The sequence below is a fragment of the Rhodoferax sp. PAMC 29310 genome (genome assembly GCF_017948265.1).
Lineage (GTDB): Bacteria > Pseudomonadota > Gammaproteobacteria > Burkholderiales > Burkholderiaceae_C > Rhodoferax.
Genome location: NZ_CP072852.1, coordinates 2,015,418 through 2,036,392, shown reverse-complemented (window position 1 = coordinate 2,036,392; position 20,975 = coordinate 2,015,418). Strand labels below are relative to the sequence as shown.

16 protein-coding genes are annotated in these 20,975 nt (G+C 59.2%); 9 read left to right on the top strand and 7 right to left on the bottom strand.

Features of this window, described 5'->3' with window-relative positions:
- Nucleotides 1–11: 11 nt before the first annotated feature.
- Nucleotides 12–797, bottom strand: coding sequence for a DUF1365 domain-containing protein (locus tag J8G15_RS09255; RefSeq protein ID WP_210547187.1), 786 nt, complete (start codon nt 795–797; stop codon nt 12–14).
- Nucleotides 794–2,098 (bottom strand): NAD(P)/FAD-dependent oxidoreductase, encoded by a 1,305-nt coding sequence (locus J8G15_RS09250; protein WP_210547186.1) that lies wholly within the window; start codon nt 2,096–2,098, stop codon nt 794–796. Before J8G15_RS09250 ends, J8G15_RS09255 begins: the two co-directional genes overlap by 4 nt.
- A gap of 185 nt (nt 2,099–2,283) precedes the next feature.
- Here J8G15_RS09250 and J8G15_RS09245 point away from each other — a divergent pair, with 185 nt between their 5' ends.
- Entirely contained in the window at nt 2,284–3,228 is a 945-nt protein-coding gene (locus J8G15_RS09245) for a MerR family transcriptional regulator (protein ID WP_210547185.1), read from the top strand.
- Here J8G15_RS09245 and J8G15_RS09240 read toward each other — a convergent pair.
- The 3 genes from J8G15_RS09240 to argH form a co-directional block, all read right to left on the bottom strand.
- Nucleotides 3,213–4,598, bottom strand: coding sequence for a DUF3482 domain-containing protein (locus J8G15_RS09240; protein ID WP_370627528.1), 1,386 nt, complete (start codon nt 4,596–4,598; stop codon nt 3,213–3,215). The genes J8G15_RS09245 and J8G15_RS09240 overlap by 16 nt on opposite strands.
- 62 nt (nt 4,599–4,660) lie before the next feature.
- Nucleotides 4,661–6,124, bottom strand: coding sequence for a DUF2868 domain-containing protein (locus J8G15_RS09235; RefSeq protein ID WP_210547184.1), 1,464 nt, complete (start codon nt 6,122–6,124; stop codon nt 4,661–4,663).
- Nucleotides 6,125–6,175: 51 nt separating this feature from the next.
- Complete coding sequence (argH, locus tag J8G15_RS09230; protein WP_210547183.1) at nt 6,176–7,627, bottom strand: argininosuccinate lyase; 1,452 nt, start codon at nt 7,625–7,627, stop codon at nt 6,176–6,178.
- Nucleotides 7,628–7,748: 121 nt separating this feature from the next.
- On the opposite strand from argH, the gene J8G15_RS09225 reads away from it, so the two are divergent.
- Nucleotides 7,749–8,786, top strand: a complete 1,038-nt coding sequence (locus tag J8G15_RS09225; RefSeq protein WP_210547182.1) for a histidine kinase — start codon at nt 7,749–7,751, stop codon at nt 8,784–8,786.
- Between the two features lie 25 nt (nt 8,787–8,811).
- Nucleotides 8,812–9,552, top strand: a complete 741-nt coding sequence (locus tag J8G15_RS09220) for a LytTR family DNA-binding domain-containing protein (RefSeq protein WP_210547522.1) — start codon at nt 8,812–8,814, stop codon at nt 9,550–9,552.
- Nucleotides 9,553–9,614: 62 nt separating this feature from the next.
- On the opposite strand, the gene ppc is transcribed toward J8G15_RS09220, so the two are convergent.
- Entirely contained in the window at nt 9,615–12,458 is a 2,844-nt protein-coding gene (gene ppc, locus J8G15_RS09215; RefSeq protein WP_210547181.1) for a phosphoenolpyruvate carboxylase, read from the bottom strand.
- 101 nt (nt 12,459–12,559) lie between these two features.
- Here ppc and hemC point away from each other — a divergent pair, with 101 nt between their 5' ends.
- The 6 genes from hemC to J8G15_RS21495 all read left to right on the top strand — a co-directional run bounded on the left by hemC (nt 12,560) and on the right by J8G15_RS21495 (nt 17,762).
- Entirely contained in the window at nt 12,560–13,507 is a 948-nt protein-coding gene (gene hemC, locus J8G15_RS09210; RefSeq protein WP_210547180.1) for a hydroxymethylbilane synthase, read from the top strand.
- A gap of 2 nt (nt 13,508–13,509) precedes the next feature.
- On the top strand, nt 13,510–14,307 hold the full coding sequence (locus tag J8G15_RS09205) for a uroporphyrinogen-III synthase (RefSeq protein ID WP_210547179.1): 798 nt from the start codon (nt 13,510–13,512) through the stop codon (nt 14,305–14,307).
- Nucleotides 14,304–15,365: a uroporphyrinogen-III C-methyltransferase gene (locus J8G15_RS09200; protein WP_210547178.1), complete on the top strand. Its 1,062-nt coding sequence runs from the start codon at nt 14,304–14,306 to the stop codon at nt 15,363–15,365. Before J8G15_RS09205 ends, J8G15_RS09200 begins: the two co-directional genes overlap by 4 nt.
- A 2-nt stretch (nt 15,366–15,367) precedes the next feature.
- Nucleotides 15,368–16,654 (top strand): heme biosynthesis HemY N-terminal domain-containing protein, encoded by a 1,287-nt coding sequence (locus tag J8G15_RS09195; RefSeq protein ID WP_210547177.1) that lies wholly within the window; start codon nt 15,368–15,370, stop codon nt 16,652–16,654.
- 34 nt (nt 16,655–16,688) lie between these two features.
- Nucleotides 16,689–16,829, top strand: coding sequence for a hypothetical protein (locus tag J8G15_RS21500; protein ID WP_240538497.1), 141 nt, complete (start codon nt 16,689–16,691; stop codon nt 16,827–16,829).
- A 306-nt stretch (nt 16,830–17,135) separates the two neighbouring features.
- Complete coding sequence (locus J8G15_RS21495) at nt 17,136–17,762, top strand: GGDEF domain-containing protein (protein ID WP_240538496.1); 627 nt, start codon at nt 17,136–17,138, stop codon at nt 17,760–17,762.
- Between the two features lie 76 nt (nt 17,763–17,838).
- Here J8G15_RS21495 and J8G15_RS09185 read toward each other — a convergent pair whose 3' ends face one another.
- Nucleotides 17,839–20,808 (bottom strand): Rne/Rng family ribonuclease, encoded by a 2,970-nt coding sequence (locus J8G15_RS09185; RefSeq protein ID WP_210547176.1) that lies wholly within the window; start codon nt 20,806–20,808, stop codon nt 17,839–17,841.
- Nucleotides 20,809–20,975 lie beyond the last annotated feature (167 nt).

The following is a 20,975-nucleotide window of genomic DNA, read 5'->3' as shown; positions in this document are numbered from 1 at the left end:
TCTATCGGGGCCTATCGGCTCACGGGGGTAACGGGTGGGGTGGGCTTGCTGTGAAAGCGCACCCGTTTGAACCACAGGCGAAGTGCCTGCCAGTGAATGCGGGCCATCACGGCCAACGTCAGGGCCGGGTAGCCCCACAAGGCGCGGCGCAAGGTCGCGGGTGTCACCGGCAGCAAGGTGCCGCTGACACTGGTTTGCAGCAGAGGGCCGTCGGCGTTGTCATGGTCAATGCGCACCACGGTTCGGTCTTCGTCGCCGTGTTGGGTGCGAAGAAAGCGAAACCGGTAGTCGCCGGTGACGGCGCAGAACGGCGACACGTGAAACACCTTGCGGGCTTGTAGTTCCTGGCCGTAACGCGGCTCGTCCAACAGGTAGCAGTGGCGCTCGCCAAAGGTGTTGTTGACCTCGACCACAATCGCGCGCAACTCGCCGTCAGCGCGGTGGCAGTACCAAAAGCTCACCGGGTTGAAGGTGTAGCCCAGCACGCGGGGGTAGCAGTGCAGCCAGATTTCGCCTTTCGCGTCGCCAACGCCTTCGGATTGCAGCAAGCCCTCGACCCAGGCCAGGGCTCCGCCTTCGGCCGCGCTGCGACCGTCGCCATGGTCACGGTCATGAAAGCTGATTAAGCCTGTCCGGTTCACCGCCAACGCCGATGGGTTGGCCTGCAGATGGCGCAGGGGCAACATCAAAAAGCAGGTGGGGTAGGCGAACGCATGGTGGCGTGGGCGCAGCCGGGTGTGGCGCACCTGCCCAAACCCAATCAAGGGGCCGGCCATGGTGGCGGTTGGGGTGGTCATGCCGCGTTCGCCCAAGGCGCCCGAACCTCGGACAATAATTGCTGCGCCACGGAGAGGCCGGACTTGAGGCCGTCTTCGTGAAAACCATAGCCTGTCCATGCGCCACAGAACCAGGTGTGCTGCTGGCCTTGCAACTCACCTAGCGCCTGTTGCGCGCGCAGGGCGGGCAGGTCAAAGACCGGGTGGTCGTAAAAGTATTCACCCAGCACAAAACGTTTCTCGATGGGACGCACAGGGTTGAGCGACACCACAACGGGCTGGCTGAAGGGCAGTGGTTGCAGCTGGTTGATGAGGTAGTGCAGGCACACTTGGGCCGACTCTTGGTCCGACTGGGCCGCCCGCTCGTAGTTCCAGGCTGCCCAAGCGCTGCGCCGTGTCGGCAGCACCGAGGAGTCGGTGTGCAGTACCGCATGGTTGGGCTGGTAGCGTATGGCGCCCAGAATTTCACGCTCTTGCAACGAGGGGCTGCCCAACAAGGCCAGAGCCTGATCAGAGTGCGTCGCCAGCACCAGACGGTCAAAGTGCTCGGTGCCCGCGTCAGTCATGACCCGTACGCCAGCGGCGTCGCGTTCGATACATCGAACGGGGGTGTTCAATCGTTTGTCGGCAATAGGCGCCACGATCTTGTTCACATAGTGCTTGGCGCCGCCGCGCACGGTGTGCCATTGCGGGCGATTGCTGACCTGCAGCAGCCCGTGGTTGTGACAAAAGCGGATGAGTGTCGCCACCGGGAACTTCAGCATCTGGTCCGTCGGGCAGCTCCAGATGCAGCCCAACATGGGCAAAAAGTACCAGTCTCTAAAGGCTTGTCCAAACTTGTGGGTGCTCAAAAACTCCCCCAGGGGCTGCATCAGTGCGGCCTCTTCCTGAGCCAGGGCGATACGGGTGGTGAGTGCGTTGAAGCGAACCAAGTCGGCCAGCATGCGCAAAAAACGCGGGTTCAGCAGATTGCGCCGCTGAGAGAACACCGTTGACAAGTTGGCGCCGCTCCACTCCAGCGTGCGACCCTTCAAAGCACCCGGTACTTTGACCGAGAACGACATCTCGGACGGAGCGGTGGCCACGCCCAACTCGGCAAACAAAGCGATCAACTGCGGATAGGTGCGTTCGTTAAACACCAGGAAGCCGGTGTCCACGCCATGCGTCACCTCGCTTTGTGGCGTGGGCAACGTGACGTCCACCGTGTGGGTGTGGCCGCCAAAGTAATCGCCGGCCTCGAACAAGGTGATGTTGGCCTCTGCGTTCAACCGGTGCGCAGCGGCCAAACCGGAGATGCCGGACCCGACGATGGCGATTTTCATGGCTGCTTCCTGCGCTGACGGTTGTTGCAATGGCTGTCTGGTAGTTGATTCTTCATTAGACATTCTCTTTATTTGTCTAGGACAATGTTATCATTTAAACATATTTTGTCTAACTGAATTTTAGTGAGGTCTATGTTGAATACGTCTTTCAATAGGTTTTGGATTCACTTTTTTCGGGAAAAGAAATGACTGAGCGCGTGCTGGATACCGTTCCCCACAGCTCCATCGCGGCAGTGGAGCGGGCCACAGGGCTGTCCAAAGACACACTGCGCGTCTGGGAGCGTCGTTATGGGTTCCCGCAGCCCGAGCGAGACACGGCGGGGGACCGGGCTTACCCGTCGGATCAAGTGGAGCGCTTGCGTGTTATTCGGCGTCTGATGGATGCCGGACACCGCCCGGGCGGCATCGTGGCGCTGGACATGAGTGCGTTGCAGGCTTTGGCTGTGCCGCCTGAGGCGCAGACATTGCCTGCGCGGGGAAATTCCCATACCTCAGATCTATTGGCGTGCCTTGATCTCATTCAGACGCACGACGCGCCCGCTTTGAGGCAACTGCTAAGCCAGGCGGCGGCGCGTTCAGGGCTGGTCAGTTTTGTCACCCAGTTGGTCGCACCGCTGACCACCGCCGTGGGCGAGGCCTGGATGAACGGCCGCTTTCAGGTGTTTGAAGAGCATATTTACACCGAGTGCGTCTCCCGCGTGCTGCGCCAGGCGATGTCGGGTATTCCAGTCGCCGTTGCGTCTGGGATGCCCAGGGTTTTGCTGACCAGTTTCCCGGGTGAACCCCATGCGCTGGGCTTGTTGATGGCAGAAACCCTGCTGACCTTGGAAGGCTGCCAGTGCCTGTCTTTGGGGCCACAAACACCGATTGCCGACATTGCCAAAGCCGCAGCCGCGCACCGTGCAGACATCGTGGCCCTGAGCTTCACGCCCGTGTTTGCGGCGCGCGCGTTAACGTCAGGTTTGAGTGAACTGCGCGCGTTGTTGTCGCCCGCGACCGTCATTTGGGCAGGTGGGAGTCACCCGTCTCTCACCCAGCGGGCGCTGTCCGGGGTAAAGGTGATTCAGTCGCTGGAGTCACTGCCCCAGCATTTGTCACTCTGGCAGCAGGGCAATTACTCGCGCGGGTAAAGCCGGTCCAAGATCGCCAACGCCATGGCGTTCAGGACCTCCGTCAGTGGCACGAGAGATTCAGTGGTGCTGGGGTTAGGCGCACTGTCCAACACGTCGGCCAGCGCTTCCTCATGCGTCAGTACGGCGGCCTCCACTTCAGCTTGCCAGAAGGCTGGCGCGTCAGATTCAATGAACTTGCCACGGCCGCGTCCGTGGTGGGTAACGGCGAGGTAGCGCAGCAGGCCGGCGACCACTTGGGTGCGCAAAAACTCGGATGAGAATCGCACGTTGGGGTCGTTCCGGTCGGTGCTGGCGTTGAAGGCCCACGCGGCCCCCGCTGCCGTCATGGCGCCCACAATGCCGCCAATCAAGGCGCCTGCGCCAACGGTGAGGCCCCCACTCATGATGTCGGCCGACAGCCCGGTGGCTGCGCCTGAAATCAGGCCACCCAGCAAGCCGGCTTGTGTGGTGTCCAACGCCTCTCGCACCACAAAGACTTCTTGCACGCGCTCATTGATCTCGCGAGTATCGCCCGCGTCAAGGCGGTAGAGCTTGAGCAGGCTGGCGGTGGTGGCGGTAATGTTCTGGTTCAGTCGCAGCATCAGGGCATCCATGGCCTTGAGTTGGCGCTTGTGTTCACGCCGCTTGCCCAGGCCTATGGCGCTCAGCACGGTTCCCAACATCGCACTGTCTTTCTCAGCAAAGCGCTCTTTGTCGTGAGCCGCGGCCATGATTTGGCCCGCAATCAACGCCATGGCGGCTTGCAGGCGAGTCTCGTTGGTTTCTGTCCAAGTGGCGTAGAGGCGGGCGTAGGCGTTTTGCTTGTCCGGGGCAACCCATTGGGAAATGGCCTCGTAGAAAACACGTTCGTGCACCCAACAGCGGGCAAAGGCGTCAAGGGGCAGCACGGTTTTCACCACTGGGTAGACCGAAAGATGTGTGGCCCAACGTGCGATTTCCGCCGCTTCTTCGTCGTGCGGGCGGGGTGCGCCCATCTGGTTGAGCAAAATGACCACCGGTTTGCCGAGCCACTGCAGAATTTTCATTTCGGACGCCAGGTAACCGGCATCCTGCGGGTCTTCAGACGAGTTCACCAGGTACAGCACGATGTCCGCTGCTTCCTTGGCGGTGCGAATGGCTTGCTGGCTGAGCCAGAAAGGCCGGTCAGCGTAGCGGTCCACAACTTCGCGCATGAACCAGCCAATCGGATTGCCAGAGGCGTTGAGCCGTTTGAATAGCCGAACCGAATCACCAAAGCCAGGCGTGTCCCACAGCTGCAGCGAATCACCCGTGGGGGTCGACAGCAGGGTGTGGGACTCGGACAGCGTGGTGACATGGGGGGCATCACGGACCTCGCCTACGTCCAAGCCCATCAGCGTACGGGCCAATGTGGTCTTGCCCGCATTGGTGTGGGAGATCAGGGCCAGCTGGATTTGAACGGCTTCAGTGGTTATGGTGATAGCCGTGATACGGCACCCGGTTCAATGGGGTGGTGAGTCGGTTGCAGGAGGTTGACGATGGTAACCGGTAACTGGTGAAGCTCACCAAATTGACGCCATAGTGCGACCCGCTCACCCACCCGAGCAGCGCCGCCAGCTTGCCGGCCCACTCGTTCACGGTAGGCCGATTCGTCCACCCAAAGGGCCATTTTTCGCCCGTGAGCGATGGCCAGTTGATCCAAGAATTCCCCATGGTTTTCCCGCTCGGGGGTGGCGCTGAGGTTGAATAGTGCGACCGTAAGTGCTGGTGCCGCAGCAGCGTTATTAATTGGGGGCGCCACGTCGTCCCCATAGGCCGTGCTGGCCTGGCACTGGACCTGAGCGTTGTCACCCCAATGCACCTTTGCCAGCTGTGAAAGCCCTTGTTGGTGGGCGGCATCAACGGCAAAGCTATAGGGAAACACCTGTACCCAAGCCGTCGCTGCGCCATCCAGATGGGCGGTGAGCTTACGGAAATACGGCTGTGTCAAATCAACCGGCAGGTGCTGGCGCAGGCGGCGCTCCGACATCCAGGACATGGCGGCCAGCGCCATCCGGGGCAGTACCACCATCAAAAACAGTGTGGCGGCATAGAGCACCACCCATTGCGCGCCCGTGTCGGGCGAGGCAGACGCCGTATTGCGCAGGGCTTGCACGTCTGCCAGTGAAAAACCGGGTAGTGAAAACAGGGCCATCGCCGGAGTGAATAAAGCGTCAAGCAGGGCGTGCACCTGCTCGGCACCCAAAAATGTGCTTTCCCAGCCCGCCCGGTATTGCGTGAACAGCCCGCGAAGCGCCAGCGAGCCAATGGCGCCCACGGCGAACAGGGCAGCGCTCAAATGAATGGCGCGCGAGATGCGTGCTTGCATCAGTGGCGCGCTCAAGCGCAGCCATTCAGCGGCGAATTGGCGGACAGCCTTGGCAAGCGGCGGTGGCAATTTCGACAGGCCTGTGGTCTTGGGGCGCCAGTTTCCCGTCCATCTCCAAGGAGAGCGCGGCGAGTCTCTCACCAGCCCGGCCAACCACCAAGCCAACAGCCAGAGGTACACCACGAGATTCCAGAGAAGAATCAGGATCAGGGGCGCTGACAGCAGGTCCACCCGGTGCGGGTTGGTCACGCGATCCACCAACACCCCGGTCAATAGCGCCAGAGTCGGCAGCATTGCCATCACCAGACTGGTCCAGCCGCGAGGTGTTGTGAGACGGGCAAAAGCAGGGTGCCGTTCCACAAGCTTGATCACAACCTGCTCGGCCCGCTTTTGCAGGAACAGCGCTGGTGTGAAGTCTGACTTGGTGTCAGCGACCTCCCAACGCGCCAGCTCCTGGGCGCTGCGTGTGGCGTACAAACGGTCGTCGTCGCTCAGGATCTGGCGTTCCGAATCGGCCTCTTCCACGGCGCGAACCAGCGTGATTTGGCTGGCCGCCAGTTCGTTCATGGCCGGTTCGAGCTCAACAGGGGGCCCGCGCGGTGGCTGCGCTCAAGCGCTTCAGGCCAGCCGCGCACGGTGGCGTGCAATTTGCGCATGCACTTGCACCGGCGCGGTGCCGCCCAAAATGTTGCGGGCATTCAAGGAGCCGCGCAGGCTGAGCACGTCGTACACGTCTTTCTCAATGTTGGCATTAAACCCCTGCAGTACTTGTAGTGGCAACTCGGACAAATCTACCTGGTGAGCGATGGCTGCCTTCACGGCATGCGCCACTGTTTCGTGGGCGTCGCGGAAGGGAAGGCCTTTCTTGACCAGGTAGTCCGCCAAATCGGTGGCGGTAGCGTAGCCTTTGAGAGCGGCGCTTTCCATGGCTTCGGGCTTGACGGTGATGCCGCCTTCTTTGATACCGGTGCTGGCGTTCAACTGGCCGCCCACCATTTCGGCAAAGATGCGCAAGGTGTCTTTGAGTGTGTCCACGGTGTCAAACAGGGGTTCTTTGTCTTCCTGGTTGTCCTTGTTGTAGGCCAGAGGCTGGCCCTTCATCAAGGTGATCAGGCCCATCAAGTGGCCCACCACGCGACCGGTCTTGCCGCGGGCCAGCTCGGGCACGTCGGGGTTCTTCTTCTGCGGCATGATGGAACTGCCAGTGGTGAAGCGGTCGGCAATCTGCACAAAGCCGAAGTTCTGGCTCATCCACAAAATCAATTCTTCGCTGAAGCGGCTGATGTGCACCATGCACAGCGAGGCGGCTGCGGTGAATTCAATGGCAAAGTCACGGTCGCTCACGGCGTCCAACGAGTTTTGGCAAACCTGTGCGACACCTTGTGCGTCGACCATGCCCAGTGTTTTGGCCACGCGTTCCCGGTCCAATGGGTAGCTCGTGCCAGCCAAAGCGGCGGCGCCCAGGGGCAGGCGGTTGGTGCGGCGACGCACATCGGCCATGCGCTCGGCATCCCGGCTGAACATTTCTACATAGGCCAGCATGTGGTGCCCAAAGCTGATGGGTTGGGCCACTTGCAGGTGAGTGAAGCCGGGCAGGATCACCTCAACGTTCTTTTCTGCCACTTCGATCAAGGCGATTTGCAGGTCAGACAGCAAGCCGCTGATCAGGTCAATTTCGCTGCGCAACCACAGGCGCACATCGGTGGCGACCTGGTCATTGCGGCTGCGCCCGGTGTGCAGGCGCTTGCCGGCGATGCCTACCAACTCAGTCAAACGGGCCTCGATGTTGAGGTGCACGTCTTCCAGGTCCAGCTTCCATTCGAACTGATCGGCTTCAATCTCTTTGGCGATGGTGCTCAAGCCGTCCTGGATAGCGCTGTGATCTTCTGCGCTGATGATGTTTTGGGCTGCCAGCATTTCGGCATGGGCCAGCGAGCCGGTGACGTCGGCCTGCCACAGGCGTTTGTCAAAGAAAACGCTGGAGGTATAGCGCTTGACCAGGTCGCTCATGGGCTCTGAGAATAGAGCCGACCAGGCTTCGGATTTCTTTTCAAATTGGTTGTTTGACATAGGTATTGGGTCGGGCGCGCTGAACGGGCCGATGTTTGGGGTTGAGCTTGCAGCAACAGTTCATCAATAATCGGATTCGCGCAGCCTGCGCGCATGTCCGGTGAACACCTACTGATTATTGATGAAAGACACCCAAATTTTATCGGCCTTCCATGAACTGGCCCCGGCGCCTGCCGAGCCGGGGTTGGGGCAGGTGCTTGTTTTTGACGCCTGCCATGTGGGGGTGGTCCTGCGAGCGGTGCTGTTTGTCGAAGCCGTCGTTGCCGTCGGAGCCATGTTTGGCACCACGACGGCCTTTGGCTGGCTGACGCAAGTTTCGCTGCTCACGGGGGGGGCCTTGCCGGCCACTTTGCTGTGGTTGATCATCGCTTGCAGTTTGAAAAAAGGCCTCGCGCGACTGAATACGCCGCTGCAGCATTTGGCCGGTGTGCTGCTGGGCGCCTTGGCCGGGCTCTATGGTTGCGGGGTGTTGTCGATGGTGGGGGTGCTGGACCCCGTGCCCTGGCTGGCCAGTGCGTTCATGGGTGCGTTGCTGTCTGCTGTGCTCGTGGCCGCATTGGTGCTACGCGCCAAGGGGAAAACACCGGCCGCAACGGCTGCCAGGTTGACTGAACTACAGGCCCGAATTCGCCCTCATTTTCTATTTAATACTTTAAATAGCGCCATTTCGCTGGTTCGGGCTGAGCCTGCCAAGGCCGAGGCGATGTTGGAGGATTTGAGTGACCTGTTTCGTCATGCCTTGGTGGAGCAGGGCGAGTCCGTGACGCTGGCCAACGAAATTGCCTTGGCGCAGCGCTACCTGGCTATCGAACAGGTGCGATTCGGCGACAGAATTCAGCTGGAATGGGCGTTGGACCCCAGGGCGTCGAGCGCCCGATTGCCTCCCTTGTTGCTGCAACCGCTGGTTGAAAACGCGGTCAAGCATGGCGTAGAACCCAGCGCAAACGGCGCTCATATTCGTATTTCTACGGAATGCCGTGGCTCGATGGTGGTCATCAAAGTCACGAACACAGTGCCGGCCGGTCAGGGGGAGCGCGGCCATGGCGTCGCCTTGGCCAATGTGCGTGACCGCCTGAGCTTGCTGCACGATGTGCAGGGGCAGTTCCAAAGCGGCTGTAAAGACGGTGTCTTTCAGGTTCGAATTCAGGTGCCGCGGTGAGGACGATAAGGGGAAAGTCATGGTGATGACGGTATTGATTGTGGACGACGAGTTGCTGGCCCGTTCCCGACTTCGGACGTTGTTGGGTGACTGCATCCAGCCTGCAACCCGTGTCGAGGCCGAGGCGGCCAACGCAGGGCAGGCCTTGGCCTGGTTGTCCCATCATTCGGTAGACGTCGCGCTGATTGATATCAACATGCCGGGAGCCAATGGAATGGCCTTGGTGACCAGTCTGCGCACCTTGCCTAATCCACCGGCGATTCTGTTCGTAACCGCGCACTCGGAGCATGCCCTGCAGGCGTTTGAGCTGGATGCCGTGGACTATTTGACCAAACCGGTGCGCTTGGAGCGCCTGCAGGTGGCGCTGCAAAAAGTGGAGCGTCTTACGCAATCTGTTCGGGCGGTAGAGTCTGATTTAGTGGATGATTTCCTGCTGATTCAAGAGCGGGGTCGCACTGAGCGGGTGAAGGTCTCGGACGTGTTGTACTTCAAAGCAGAGTTGAAATACTTGACCGTTCGCACGTTGACTCAGACCTATTTACTGGAAGCCGCTTTGAACGAGTTGGAGGAGAAGTACCAGGACCGCTTCATGCGCATCCACCGCAATGCCCTGATTGCACGCCGTGCCGTTCGAGCGCTTGAAATGCACCATGACGCTGACGAAGGAGAAGGCTGGGCCGTCCGACTACATGGAGTGGAGGAGTTGCTGTTCGTGTCCCGCCGGCAGCTGGCTGCCGTTAGGGAGATGGTTGCAGGCGCGGCGTAAGTTGCTATTGAAATTATAGCTACTCACGCCGGTTGACAAAGGAGTCACCCCCTCTTTGATGTCTAGCCGGTGTTGCGCAGACCGGCTGCAATACCGTTGATCGAGATGTGAATACCGCGCTGGATGCGGTCATCTTCCTGTCCGCCGGCACGGTAGCGTCGAACCAACTCCACCTGCAGGTGATGCAAGGGGTCAATGTACGGGAAGCGGTGACGGATGGAGCGCTGCAATGCCGAATTGTTCGTGAGACGGTGCTTGTCCCCCGTAATTTGGGTGAGCGCAGCCGCTGTACGGTGCCACTCCGCCTCAATTGCCGAGAAGATTTTCTTGCGTTGACGGGTGTTGGTCACCAACTCCGAATACAAAGAAGCCAAAGCCAGGTCGCTCTTGGCCAACACCATGTCAATGTTGGACAACAGTGTCTTGAAGAACGGCCATTGTTTGTTCATTTGCTGCAGCAGGGCCAGCTTTTCCTTGCGGGCCGCTGGACCGCCTTCACTCAAGAACTGCTCAATGGCCGATCCGAAACCAAACCAGCCTGGCAACAGCAGGCGGCACTGGCCCCAGCTAAATCCCCAGGGAATGGCGCGCAGGTCCTCAATTTGTAATGAGGCTTTGCGGGATGCCGGGCGTGAACCAATGTTTAGCTGTGCAATCTCGCGCAATGGGGTCGCGGCAAAGAAGTAATCGGTGAAGCCTGGAGTTTCGTAAACCAAGGCACGGTAGGCCGCCATGCTGCGCGTAGACAGGTCTGCGGCGGTGTCCAGGAAGGGCTGGGTCGCCGACTTGGTCGGTTGCAAAAGGGTTGCTTCCAGCGTGGCTGCGACCAGGGTTTCCAGGTTACGCCGGCCAATCTCTGGGTTAGCGTACTTGGAACCAATAACTTCTCCCTGCTCGGTTAGGCGAATCTGCCCGCGCACGGTGCCGGGAGGTTGCGCCAAAATGGCCTGGTAGCTGGGGCCGCCGCCCCGGCCAACCGTGCCGCCCCGGCCATGGAACATGCGCAGTTGAATGCGTTTGGTGCCTGTTCCACTGAGGTTTTCAGCCAGCTGATCGAACAACTCCACCAGCGCGATCTCGGCGCGGTAGAGTTCCCAGTTGCTGGTGAAAATGCCGCCGTCTTTGTTGCTGTCAGAGTAGCCCAGCATGATGTCCTGCTCGGCGCCGCTGCGCTGGACCAGTTCGGTGATGCCTGGCAGGGCGTAAAAGTCACCCATGATGGGAGACGCATTGCGCAAGTCTTCGATGGTCTCGAACAAGGGCACAACAATCAGGTCGCAGATGGCGTTGGCATCGAGTGTGCCGCGCATCAAGCCCACTTCTTTTTGCAGCAAGAGCACTTCTAGCAAGTCGCTGACGGTCTCGGTGTGGCTGATGATGTAGTGGCGAATCGCCTCAACGCCATACTTCTCACGCATGACCTTGGCGGTTTCGAAAATCAGCAACTCGCTCTGGGCGTGTTCCGAATACTCGGCGCCCATGACGCGCAAGGGGCGAGCCTCATTGAGCAGCTTCAGCAGCAAAGTCCGCTTGGCCATTTCGTCCAAATCGGAGTAGGCCGGTTCAATGCGGGCGAAGGCGAACAACTCGGCCACCACGGCTTCGTGCTTGTCAGAGCTTTGGCGCAGGTCGACGGTGGCCAGGTGAAAGCCAAAAACTTCAACCGCACGAATCAGCGGACGCAGACGTTGGCCGACCAGCGCAGCGCCGTGGTGCGCCAGCAGGGACGCCTCAATGGTGCGCAAGTCCGCCAAAAACTCCGCCGCTGACAGGTAGGGGTTCTGAGGGGCCACCGCATGGCGGGCTGCCTCGCCGCCGGTCAAGGCTTTGAGCGTTGCCGCAAGTCGTGCATAAACCCCGATCAAGGCCCGGCGGTAGGGCTCGTCTTGCCGGTGGGCGTTTGTGTCTGGCGACGCTTCCGCGAGGGCCTGCATTGCCGGGGAGTAGTCGACCAGGATGGCGGACAGCGACAGCTCGCCGCCTAGGTAGTGCACCTCGGTCAGGAAGTGGCGCAATGCGACGTCTGATTGGCGCTTCAACGCATGCATCAGGGTGCTGGCATTGACGTTGGGGTTGCCATCGCGGTCACCGCCAATCCACTGGCCCATGCGCAAAAAGTTGTGGACGGGCTGTTCGCCAAGCTCTCGCTCCAAATTGGCATAGAGCTTGGGAATCTCGCGCAGGAAGGTCGACTCGTAATAGCTCAGGGCGTTCTCCACCTCATCGGCCACGGTGAGTTTGCTGTAGCGCAGCAAACGGGTTTGCCACAGTTGCAGCACGCGAGCCCGCATTTGCAACTCATTGGCGGCCAGCTCTCTGGGAGTGAGGGCGTCTTTGTTGATGTTGACGGACGCCGCACGGACCTTGATGTCGTCGCGAGCGACCAGCAACTGGGCGATGAAACGCTCCGCGTCCAGGATGCTCTTGCGCTGGACCTCGGTGGGGTGAGCGGTCAGTACGGGTGACACAAAGCTATTGGCCAGCGTGTCAGAAATCGTCTTTTGTGAAATACCCGCCCAGCGCAGGCGCGACAAGGCGACATCGACGCTACCTTCCTGGGTGTCGCCCGCACGCTCGTGCAGAGCGCGGCGGCGAATGTGGTGGCGGTCCTCTGCCAGATTGGCCAGATGACTGAAATAGGTGAAGGCGCGGATCACACTCACGGTCTGATCACCAGTGAGCCCTTTAAGCAGCTTTTTCAGCGCCTTGTCGGCCTCGTGGTCAGCGTCCCGGCGGAAGGCCACGGAGAGTTGACGAATCTGTTCAATCAATTCAAAGGCGGCAACGCCCTCTTGCTCCCGAATCACATCTCCCAAGATTCGCCCCAGCAGGCGAATGTCCTCAACCAGTGGGCGTTCGTTGTCTTTGGTGCGGGGCGCAGCTTCAGTTTTCGGCGATTTGGTCATGGTGGGTTGGATTAGGAGCTGAACAGAGGACAAATCTGGCATGCTAGCATTCCATGCACTCCCTTGTTACATACTGGTTACGACCTTCAACGTAGAGAATTATGAGCAGTTTGACGATAGCAACCCGAGAAAGTCGCCTTGCCATGTGGCAGGCCGAGCATGTGATGGCCCTATTGGCGCAACGAGGCCATTCAGTCAACTTGTTGGGCATGACCACCAAGGGCGATCAAATCCTGGATCGCTCTTTGAGCAAGGTCGGCGGCAAAGGGCTTTTTGTCAAAGAGCTGGAGGTGGCGATTGAGGAAGGGCGCGCCGACTTGGCGGTGCACTCTCTCAAGGATGTTCCCATGGAACTGCCTGACGGGTTCGTTTTGGCCTGTGTGATGGAGCGCGAGGACCCGCGTGATGCGTTTGTGTCCAATAAATACGCCTCTTTGGCGAGTCTGCCCCAAGGCGCGGTGGTGGGAACATCCAGTCTGCGTCGCATGGCTTTGTTACACGCATTGCGCCCTGATTTGGTCATCGAACCCCTGCGGGGCAACCTGGACACGCGACTGCGCAAGCTTGACGAAGGCCTGTATGAAGGCATCGTATTGGCCGCCGCCGGGCTGAAGCGTCTGGGCTTGAGCGAGCGCATCAGGGTGTGTTTTGAGCCCCATGAAATGTTGCCAGCCGCAGGGCAGGGCGCCCTGGGCATCGAGGTGCGGGCCAACCGGCAAGACGTCGTGGACGCATTGGCCCCACTGGCACACCAGACCACCTGGCTGGCGGTGTCCGCCGAGCGTGCGGTGAGCCGTGCGATGGGAGGCAGTTGCTCCATGCCTTTGGCCGCCTACGCCACCTTGAGTGGCGATGTGTTGACCATTGACGCAGCTTGGGGGGATTCAGAAGGAAAGTTGCCCCTGGAAAGCGTGCGTCTGAGCGGGACGGTGACTGATTTGGCCAGTGCCACGGCCTTGGGCGCTACAGCGGCAGTCGAGCTGCGTGCTCGCGTTGTCGCCAAAGGCGGTGTCGTCCCCAAGTCTGGCGAGTCTCTGGACGCCAGTTAGCCATGCGGGTGATCGTGACCCGGCCCGATCGTGATGCCCGAGTATGGGTCAGAGATCTATTGGCGTCGGGGTATGAAGCCGCGGCCCTGCCATTGATTCAAATTGGGGCCATTGCGGATGTGTCGCCCGTGGTTAACGCATGGGGCAGGCTCCACGACTATGTGGGTGTGATGTTTGTCAGCGGCAACGCAGTAGACTATTTTTTTTCGGCGAAGCCCAGTTCTGCAAAGGGCTTTAAGCATGGTTCTACCTCCAAAACAAGAGCATGGGCGACGGGGCCAGGCACCAGCCGAGCATTGTTGCGTGCCGGGCTTGAGTCCGACTGCGTGGATGCGCCTGATCTGGCCTCGGCGCAGTTTGATTCAGAAAATTTGTGGCTTCGGGTGAGCCATCAAGTCCATGCCGGTGACCGCGTGCTGATAGTGCGAGGCAGCGACGGGACCGGTGGAAACCATTCCATTGCAGGATCAGGCCGGGATTGGTTTGCCAATCGGCTGTCCAGCGTGGGTGCAGCGGCTGATTTTGTGGCCACTTACCAACGAAGTTCACCCCAGTTCTCGCCCGCAGATGTCGCAATGGCCCGTCATGCTGCAGAGGACGGGGCGGTTTGGTTATTGAGCAGTACCGAGGCCGTGGCGAACCTGAAAGCCTGGTTGCCCCAGCAAAGCTGGGGCCACGCCCGGGCATTGGCGACACATCCCCGCATTGCAGCCGCCGCAAAAGCGGCTGGGTTCGGTGTTGTGCAGGAATCACGCCCAACACTCGCGGCTGTGGTTGCCTCGATAGAATCCATGACATGAACGCAGACGCCCGCGACGAACCCCCAATTCCCTCAGTCGATGGGCCGCTTGTCGCGCCTGTTCAGTCGGGTGCCTACTTGGGGCCCGCTGGTCGAACCGCGATCGTATTGGCGGGTCTTTCTCTGGTGGCTTTGTTGGCAAGTGGCCTGCTGTGGCAAAAGCTGACCACGATTCAAGAGTTGCTGGCGCGTCAGAGCGCTGACACCGGCGCGCTGTCGGTTGAGGCCAGGGCCATGGCCAAGCAATCCATGGAGCTAAGCCAAGACGCGGCTGCGCGAACTGCTTTGTTCGAAGCCCGGCTTGCTGAGGTCACCCTTCAGCGCACTCAGCTGGAAGAGTTGATCCAAAGTTTGTCGCGCTCCCGCGATGAAAACTTGGTGGTTGATATTGAGTCATCCATTCGGCTCGCCCAACAACAAACCCAGTTGACAGGCAGTGCGGAGCCATTGCTGGCAGCGCTGCGAAGCGCGGATCAACGCGTCACAAGAGCGGCCCAGCCCCGACTGTCGGCCCTTCAGCGTGCCATTGTCAAGGATATCGACCGAATCAAGGCAGCTGCCATTAGCGACACGCCGGGTTTGCTGGTTAAGCTTGATGAACTGATTCGGATGACCGACGACCTGGTGATAGCCAATGCCGTTGGCCCGAAACGACCAACGGAGTCGATAAAGCCGACATCCCCTGCGGTCGCGCCGGTTTGGTGGAAAACGGGCTTGGATGTGGTGGTACATGAGCTGCGTGGCTTGGTTCGGGTCAACCGGTTGGAGAATGCAGAGGCCGCACTGCTATCGCCGGAGCAGTCCTTTTTTCTGCGAGAGAACCTCAAACTCAAATTATTGAACGCGCGCCTCGGGCTGTTGGCCCGACAACTGGAATCCTCTCGTGCAGATTTGGCTGCGGCGTCCGTTACTTTGAGTAAATACTTTGATGCATCTTCTCGCCGAACTCAGGGCGCTGCGGCATTGTTGAAAGATGTTCAATCCCAAATGCGCAACCTCGATGTGCCGCACGTCAACGACACCTATGCTGCGCTCAATACAGCGGCAGCGGGCCGGTAATCATGCGGGCTGCACTTTGGTTATTGGGCCTGTTTGGTGTGGCCGTCGCTACGGCCCTTATTGCCGGAAACAATCCTGGCACGGTGACCGTTTTCTGGCCTCCTTACCGAGTCGACCTCTCTCTCAATTTGGTGATCGTCGTTTTGACGGTTCTTTTCATCGTCCTGCACCTCGCATTGCGCGCGCTGGCAGCCCTGTTTGCCATGCCAGGTCATGCAAGGTCCTGGCGGCTGCAGCATCAGGAGCGGGCGCTGCATGTGTCGCTGCTGGATGCGTTGTCTCATTTACTTGCGGGGCGCTTTATTCGCGCTAGAAAGTCGGCAGAGGCCGTGCTGGTTCGAGAGGCTGCGGTGAGCCGTGGCCATGACGAGCTCTCCTATTCAGGACGTTTGCGAGCACTCTCCCATTTGCTGGCAGCGGAAAGCGCCCATACCCTTCAGGATACAAACGCAAGAGACGACCATTTTTCCAAAGCCCTCGAACAGGCGTCTCGCACTGACGCACAAGGCGTGTCGGAAGCATTGCAATTGCGCGCCGCCAAGTGGTCGCTGGAGGATCACGATGCATTGCGAGCACTGCAGTGGTTGGACGAAATGCCCGTTGGCACATCGCGCCGCACGATTGCGCTGCGTTTGCGCCTCGATGCTGCCCGTATGGCTCGGCATACTGCACCGGCGTTAGAGACGGCTCGTTTGTTGAGTAAGCACCGTGCGTTCTCTCCGTTGGCGTCTGAAAGAATTTTGCGGAGTTTGGCGCAGGAACTAGTGTCATCGGCACATGATTCAGATCAGCTGATGCGTGTCTGGAGCAGGCTGGATGGGGCTGAGCGTACTATTCCAGAGGTGGCGATAGCCGCGGCACAGCGGATGTTGGAGTTGGACGGTGACGTTAGCGTAGCGCGTACCTGGTTGTTGCCACTCTGGGAGCGCATGGTCGCTCACGCCGAAGACTTGACCCTGGTACAGCGAACCAGCTTGGTCCAGGTGTTGGAACAAGGGTTCTCTCTGGCGACTGGCGCCCCTGATCCGAGTTGGTTGACCCGAATTGAGACTGCTCAAAACGGCCGTCCTGGCGACTCATTGCTCCAATACCTGGCTGGGATTGCTTGCATGCGCCTTCAGCTTTGGGGCAAGGCGCAACAGCTTTTGATGCAGTCACTTCCCCGCCTGAAAGGGTCCAGGCTCGAAGCCAACGCCTGGCAGGCCCTGGCCTTGTTGGCAGAGCAAAAAGACGACTCGGATGCGGCCGCCCGTGCCTGGAAAAAAGCGGCAACTTTAACGAGGACGTGACGGTTTGGATGTTCGGGGCTATAGTTTGCTCACTATGAGCACCTTGATCGAACATATTCTCAAACTGACCGATCACCGTGATCGGGATCTGCTAGAACTCACACTGTCCAAGGCGCTGATTGACCTATTGCCCGTTCAGCGCATCACGATTGCACGCTTGATGAGCGAGGAGTGAGAGAAGCGGTGGTTGGAAGTTGCCCGCATGGATGCCAAGGGCGGTGGAAAGGTCGTTGACCCCCTGAGGGTTGACTTTCATACTTTGCCTCGCATGAGTGATGCTCCGGATCGAGTGAAGTGCTTGATGACACGGGAGATTGTTGAAATCGCCTGGGCAGGCGAACAGGGGCCGCGGATCTACATGCTCCCTCTTTTTTCAGATTCACGAAAAGACGACGCGGGCGTGATCGAGGTTCACTGTGAAAACACGCTGACTTCAGAGTCTCTTTTGACGATTGATCAATTGCGGAGAATTTACCGGAATATGTATGCGTTGCTCGAATACAGCGACCGTGATGCATTGACGGGGCTGTTGAATCGCAAGTCTTTGGACGACGCTTTTTACAGTGCGGTCTTGGAGGAGTTGGACGGCGTGACCGGAAATATTGTTGTGTCCGCCAAGCTGCAGGGCCTGGACCAAGATCGTCGCCACCGTGTTCCGGCCAACTATTGGCTGGGTTCGGCCTGCATTGATGATTTTGGTGCAATTAATGATGCCCACGGGCATTTGATTGCAGAGGAAGTACTGCTTTTGGTTGGACGAGTGATGAGCAATACCTTTCGCACCTATGACCGGATATACCGCTTTGGTGGCGACCACTTTGGTGTCTTGATGCACTGCCCTGATGAGGCGCTGGTATTGGCTGCCTTTGAACGTTTTCGCACCAACGTGGAGAAGTTCAATTTCCCTCAGGTCGGCAAGGTGACTGTCAGTTGCGGCTTTACCAGTGTCTTGGCCGATGACTCACCCAGCAGCGCATTGGAAAAAACTGAGCGCGCCGTTGACTTTGCCCAGCGAAGTGGGCGCAACAGAGCTTGTAGTCATTTGGGCTTGGTGCGGCGGGGTTTTTTTGGAGGGGCTCCACAAGTTGCTGCAGTTGAGTTGTTCTGATTGAAGGAGCAATCGAAAAAAAGGGCACTCTAGGTGCCCTTTTTTTATTAGCCCCCAAAAGGGGGCATCAGTTTCGTTACTGCGGGCTCTTCTCTTCGAAGGGCAGTGTCATGTCCCGCAAGTCGCGTTTGGTCTCCACCATAACCAGTGACCCGGTGTCAATTTGAACTGGAGCCGGGCGTTGGCGGGGCACGTGAACCGGCTTGGACTCGGCTGCGATAGCCGCTTGAACGGCTGCAATCTTCTCGCTGTCAGAATTTACCCAGTTCAGGCCACTGCTTTGAGCGATATCTGCCAATTCGGCCATTGGCAATTCAAAGGACTCCAGTTTTGGCATGCCAACGGGTTCAGCTGGCGTTGGCGTGGCAGTCGAGGCAACCACTTTAGCAGGCGCTGCCGGCACGGGTGTCGGCTCGGCAATGACAGCCATTGGCGTTGGAGTTTCCAGTGCGGGTGCTTGTGTGTCCACCGGCAATGCCGCTTCGACTGACGGGGTCTCTGTGCTTGCGCCGATTGGCGAGGCGCTGGCTACAGGGGCCGAGAAGTACGATTTGCGCGGCTCCTCTTGGGCGGGCTCAGTGACAACGGCTGCATCGACAACCGATTCTTCGGCGCGATTCACGGCTTCTCCGCGGTCACCACGTGGGCCACGCTCTCGTCCGTATCGGTCACGAGACCGCTTTTCACGCGGCGAACCGCCTTCAGTGCGAGCCGGGGCATCCGCGACGACCATCGGGGCCGCATCAGCACCCAGGTCCCGCTCAGTGTTCAGCGGCTTGGACTCAAGTTCGTTGGAGGCAAAGGATTGATCTTGGTCCAAGCTACCTGTCGGGGCACCTTCTTCATTTCGGCGGCTGCGGTCTGGTCGGCGTTCACGGCCTTCTGGTCGGGCGCCGGTGCGCTCCGACGCAGGCTGACGTTCGCCGTTGGCATTGCGATCAGAACGGTTGCGTTCACCACGGCCACCTCGCTCTGAATTGCGAGCAGGGCGATCCTGCTTCGCGTCAGATTTTGCGCCATCTGGAGAGGCCTGGGTAGGGACTCCTGCCTCGGCATTAGGCGCCATCGTTTTTCCATCGGCATCAAGTCGATCACGCTGTCCGCCGGCAGGGCGGTCACCACGACCTCCACGCCCGCCACGACCGCCGCGGCCATCGCCTCGGCCTTCACCGCGACCACCGCGACCATCTTCACGGCCTTCACGACGTGGTTCGCCACGGCGTGCGCCGTCTCTGCCAGACCGAGATTCCCGCTTCTCGTCTTTAGCGACTTCGGCTTGAGGTTGCACCGATCGTGCAGCCACTGGTGCAGGGAAGAACAGGTTTTTGAGCCATCCCAGAATGCCGGCAGCAGTGGGCTGAGCCAGTGAAGTCGTGGGTTGCGCTGGCGTCGCTGCCGGGGTGGCCTGAGCTGCCACCGGCTTGGGTGGGGCCAACGGTGCGGGTGCGTCTGGCAGAACTCCCTTGATAACAGGCGTCTGCTTGTTAGTAGGTTCCTGCGAACGGCGGGTCACCGAGGTGGGATCTTCAACTTCGTCAGCCATTTTGTAGCTGGCCTCAATGTTGTCCAAGCGAGGATCGTCGTGCTTCAGGCGCTCCAAACGGTAGTTCGGGGTCTCCAGCGTCTTGTTGGGCACCATCAGGACATTGATGCGTTGCTTCAGCTCGATCTTGGCAATCTCTGTCCGCTTCTCATTCAGCAAGAAGGAGGCAACGTCCACTGGAACCTGGCACAAGACGGATGCCGTGTTGTCTTTCAGTGATTCTTCCTGAATGATTCGCAGAATTTGGAGGGCCGAACTCTCCGTGTCACGGATATGCCCTGAGCCACCGCAGCGGGGGCATGGGATGGAGGCGCCTTCGCTCAGCGCCGGACGCAGACGCTGGCGGCTCATTTCCATCAAGCCGAATTTGCTGATGGTGCCAAATTGAACCCGAGCGCGGTCTTGCCGCAAAGCATCACGCAGACGGTTTTCCACGTCACGGCGATTGCGGCTCTCCTCCATGTCAATGAAGTCGATCACGATCAGGCCACCCAAATCGCGCAGACGCATCTGGCGAGCGACTTCGTCAGCGGCTTCCAGGTTGGTGCGCGTTGCTGTTTCCTCAATGTCGCCGCCTTTGATAGCGCGCGCCGAGTTGACGTCCACCGAAACCAAGGCCTCGGTATGGTCAATGACAATGGCGCCACCACTTGGGAGCTGCACCGTGCGTGCATACGCCGATTCAATTTGATGCTCAATCTGAAAGCGGCTGAACAGCGGCGCGTCATCGCGGTAACGCTTGACGCGAGCAGCGTGCTCAGGCATCACATGGGCCATGAACTGCTGGGCCTGCTCGTAAACATCATCGGTGTCGATCAGGATGTCGCCAATGTCGTTGTTGAAGTAGTCACGAATGGCGCGAATGACCAAGCTGGATTCCTGATAAATCAGGAAAGCACCTTTGCCACCTTTGGATGCGCCGTCAATGGCAGTCCAAAGTTTGAGCAGGTAATTCAAGTCCCATTGGAGTTCAGGTGCGCTGCGGCCAATGCCGGCGGTGCGCGCAATGATGCTCATGCCATTGGGGTACTCGAGCTGGTCGAGCGCCTCTTTGAGTTCGGCGCGGTCTTCGCCTTCGATGCGTCGCGACACCCCACCACCGCGTGGGTTATTTGGCATCAGGACGACATAGCGGCCAGCCAGTGAGATGAAAGTCGTCAGTGCGGCACCTTTGTTGCCCCGCTCTTCCTTTTCAACCTGAACCAGCAGTTCCTGGCCTTCACGAATCACATCCTGAATGCGGGCTTGGCCAACGGAAACACCTTCCTTGAAGTACTGGCGAGATATTTCTTTGAATGGGAGAAAACCATGGCGGTCCTCGCCGTAATCTACAAAACAAGCTTCCAGCGAGGGCTCAACTCGCGTGACGACCGCCTTGTAAATGTTGCCCTTGCGTTGTTCGCGTCCGTCAACTTCAATTTCGTAGTCGAGGAGTTTTTGTCCATCAACAATCGCCAAGCGGCGTTCTTCAGCCTGGGTGGCGTTAATCAGCATCCGTTTCATGGGAGACAGTCCTTCAATTCAATAACAAACATGCTCTTGACGAGCAATTGATACCGGAACGAACGCTTTGAATTGAGGAGGAATTGCCTGGGACAAGAACTTAGATAACAAGTCCTGGCGTTGGCGCGTGGAGGAGAGCGGGTAGGTTGTGTTGTGGAAGTGCTATC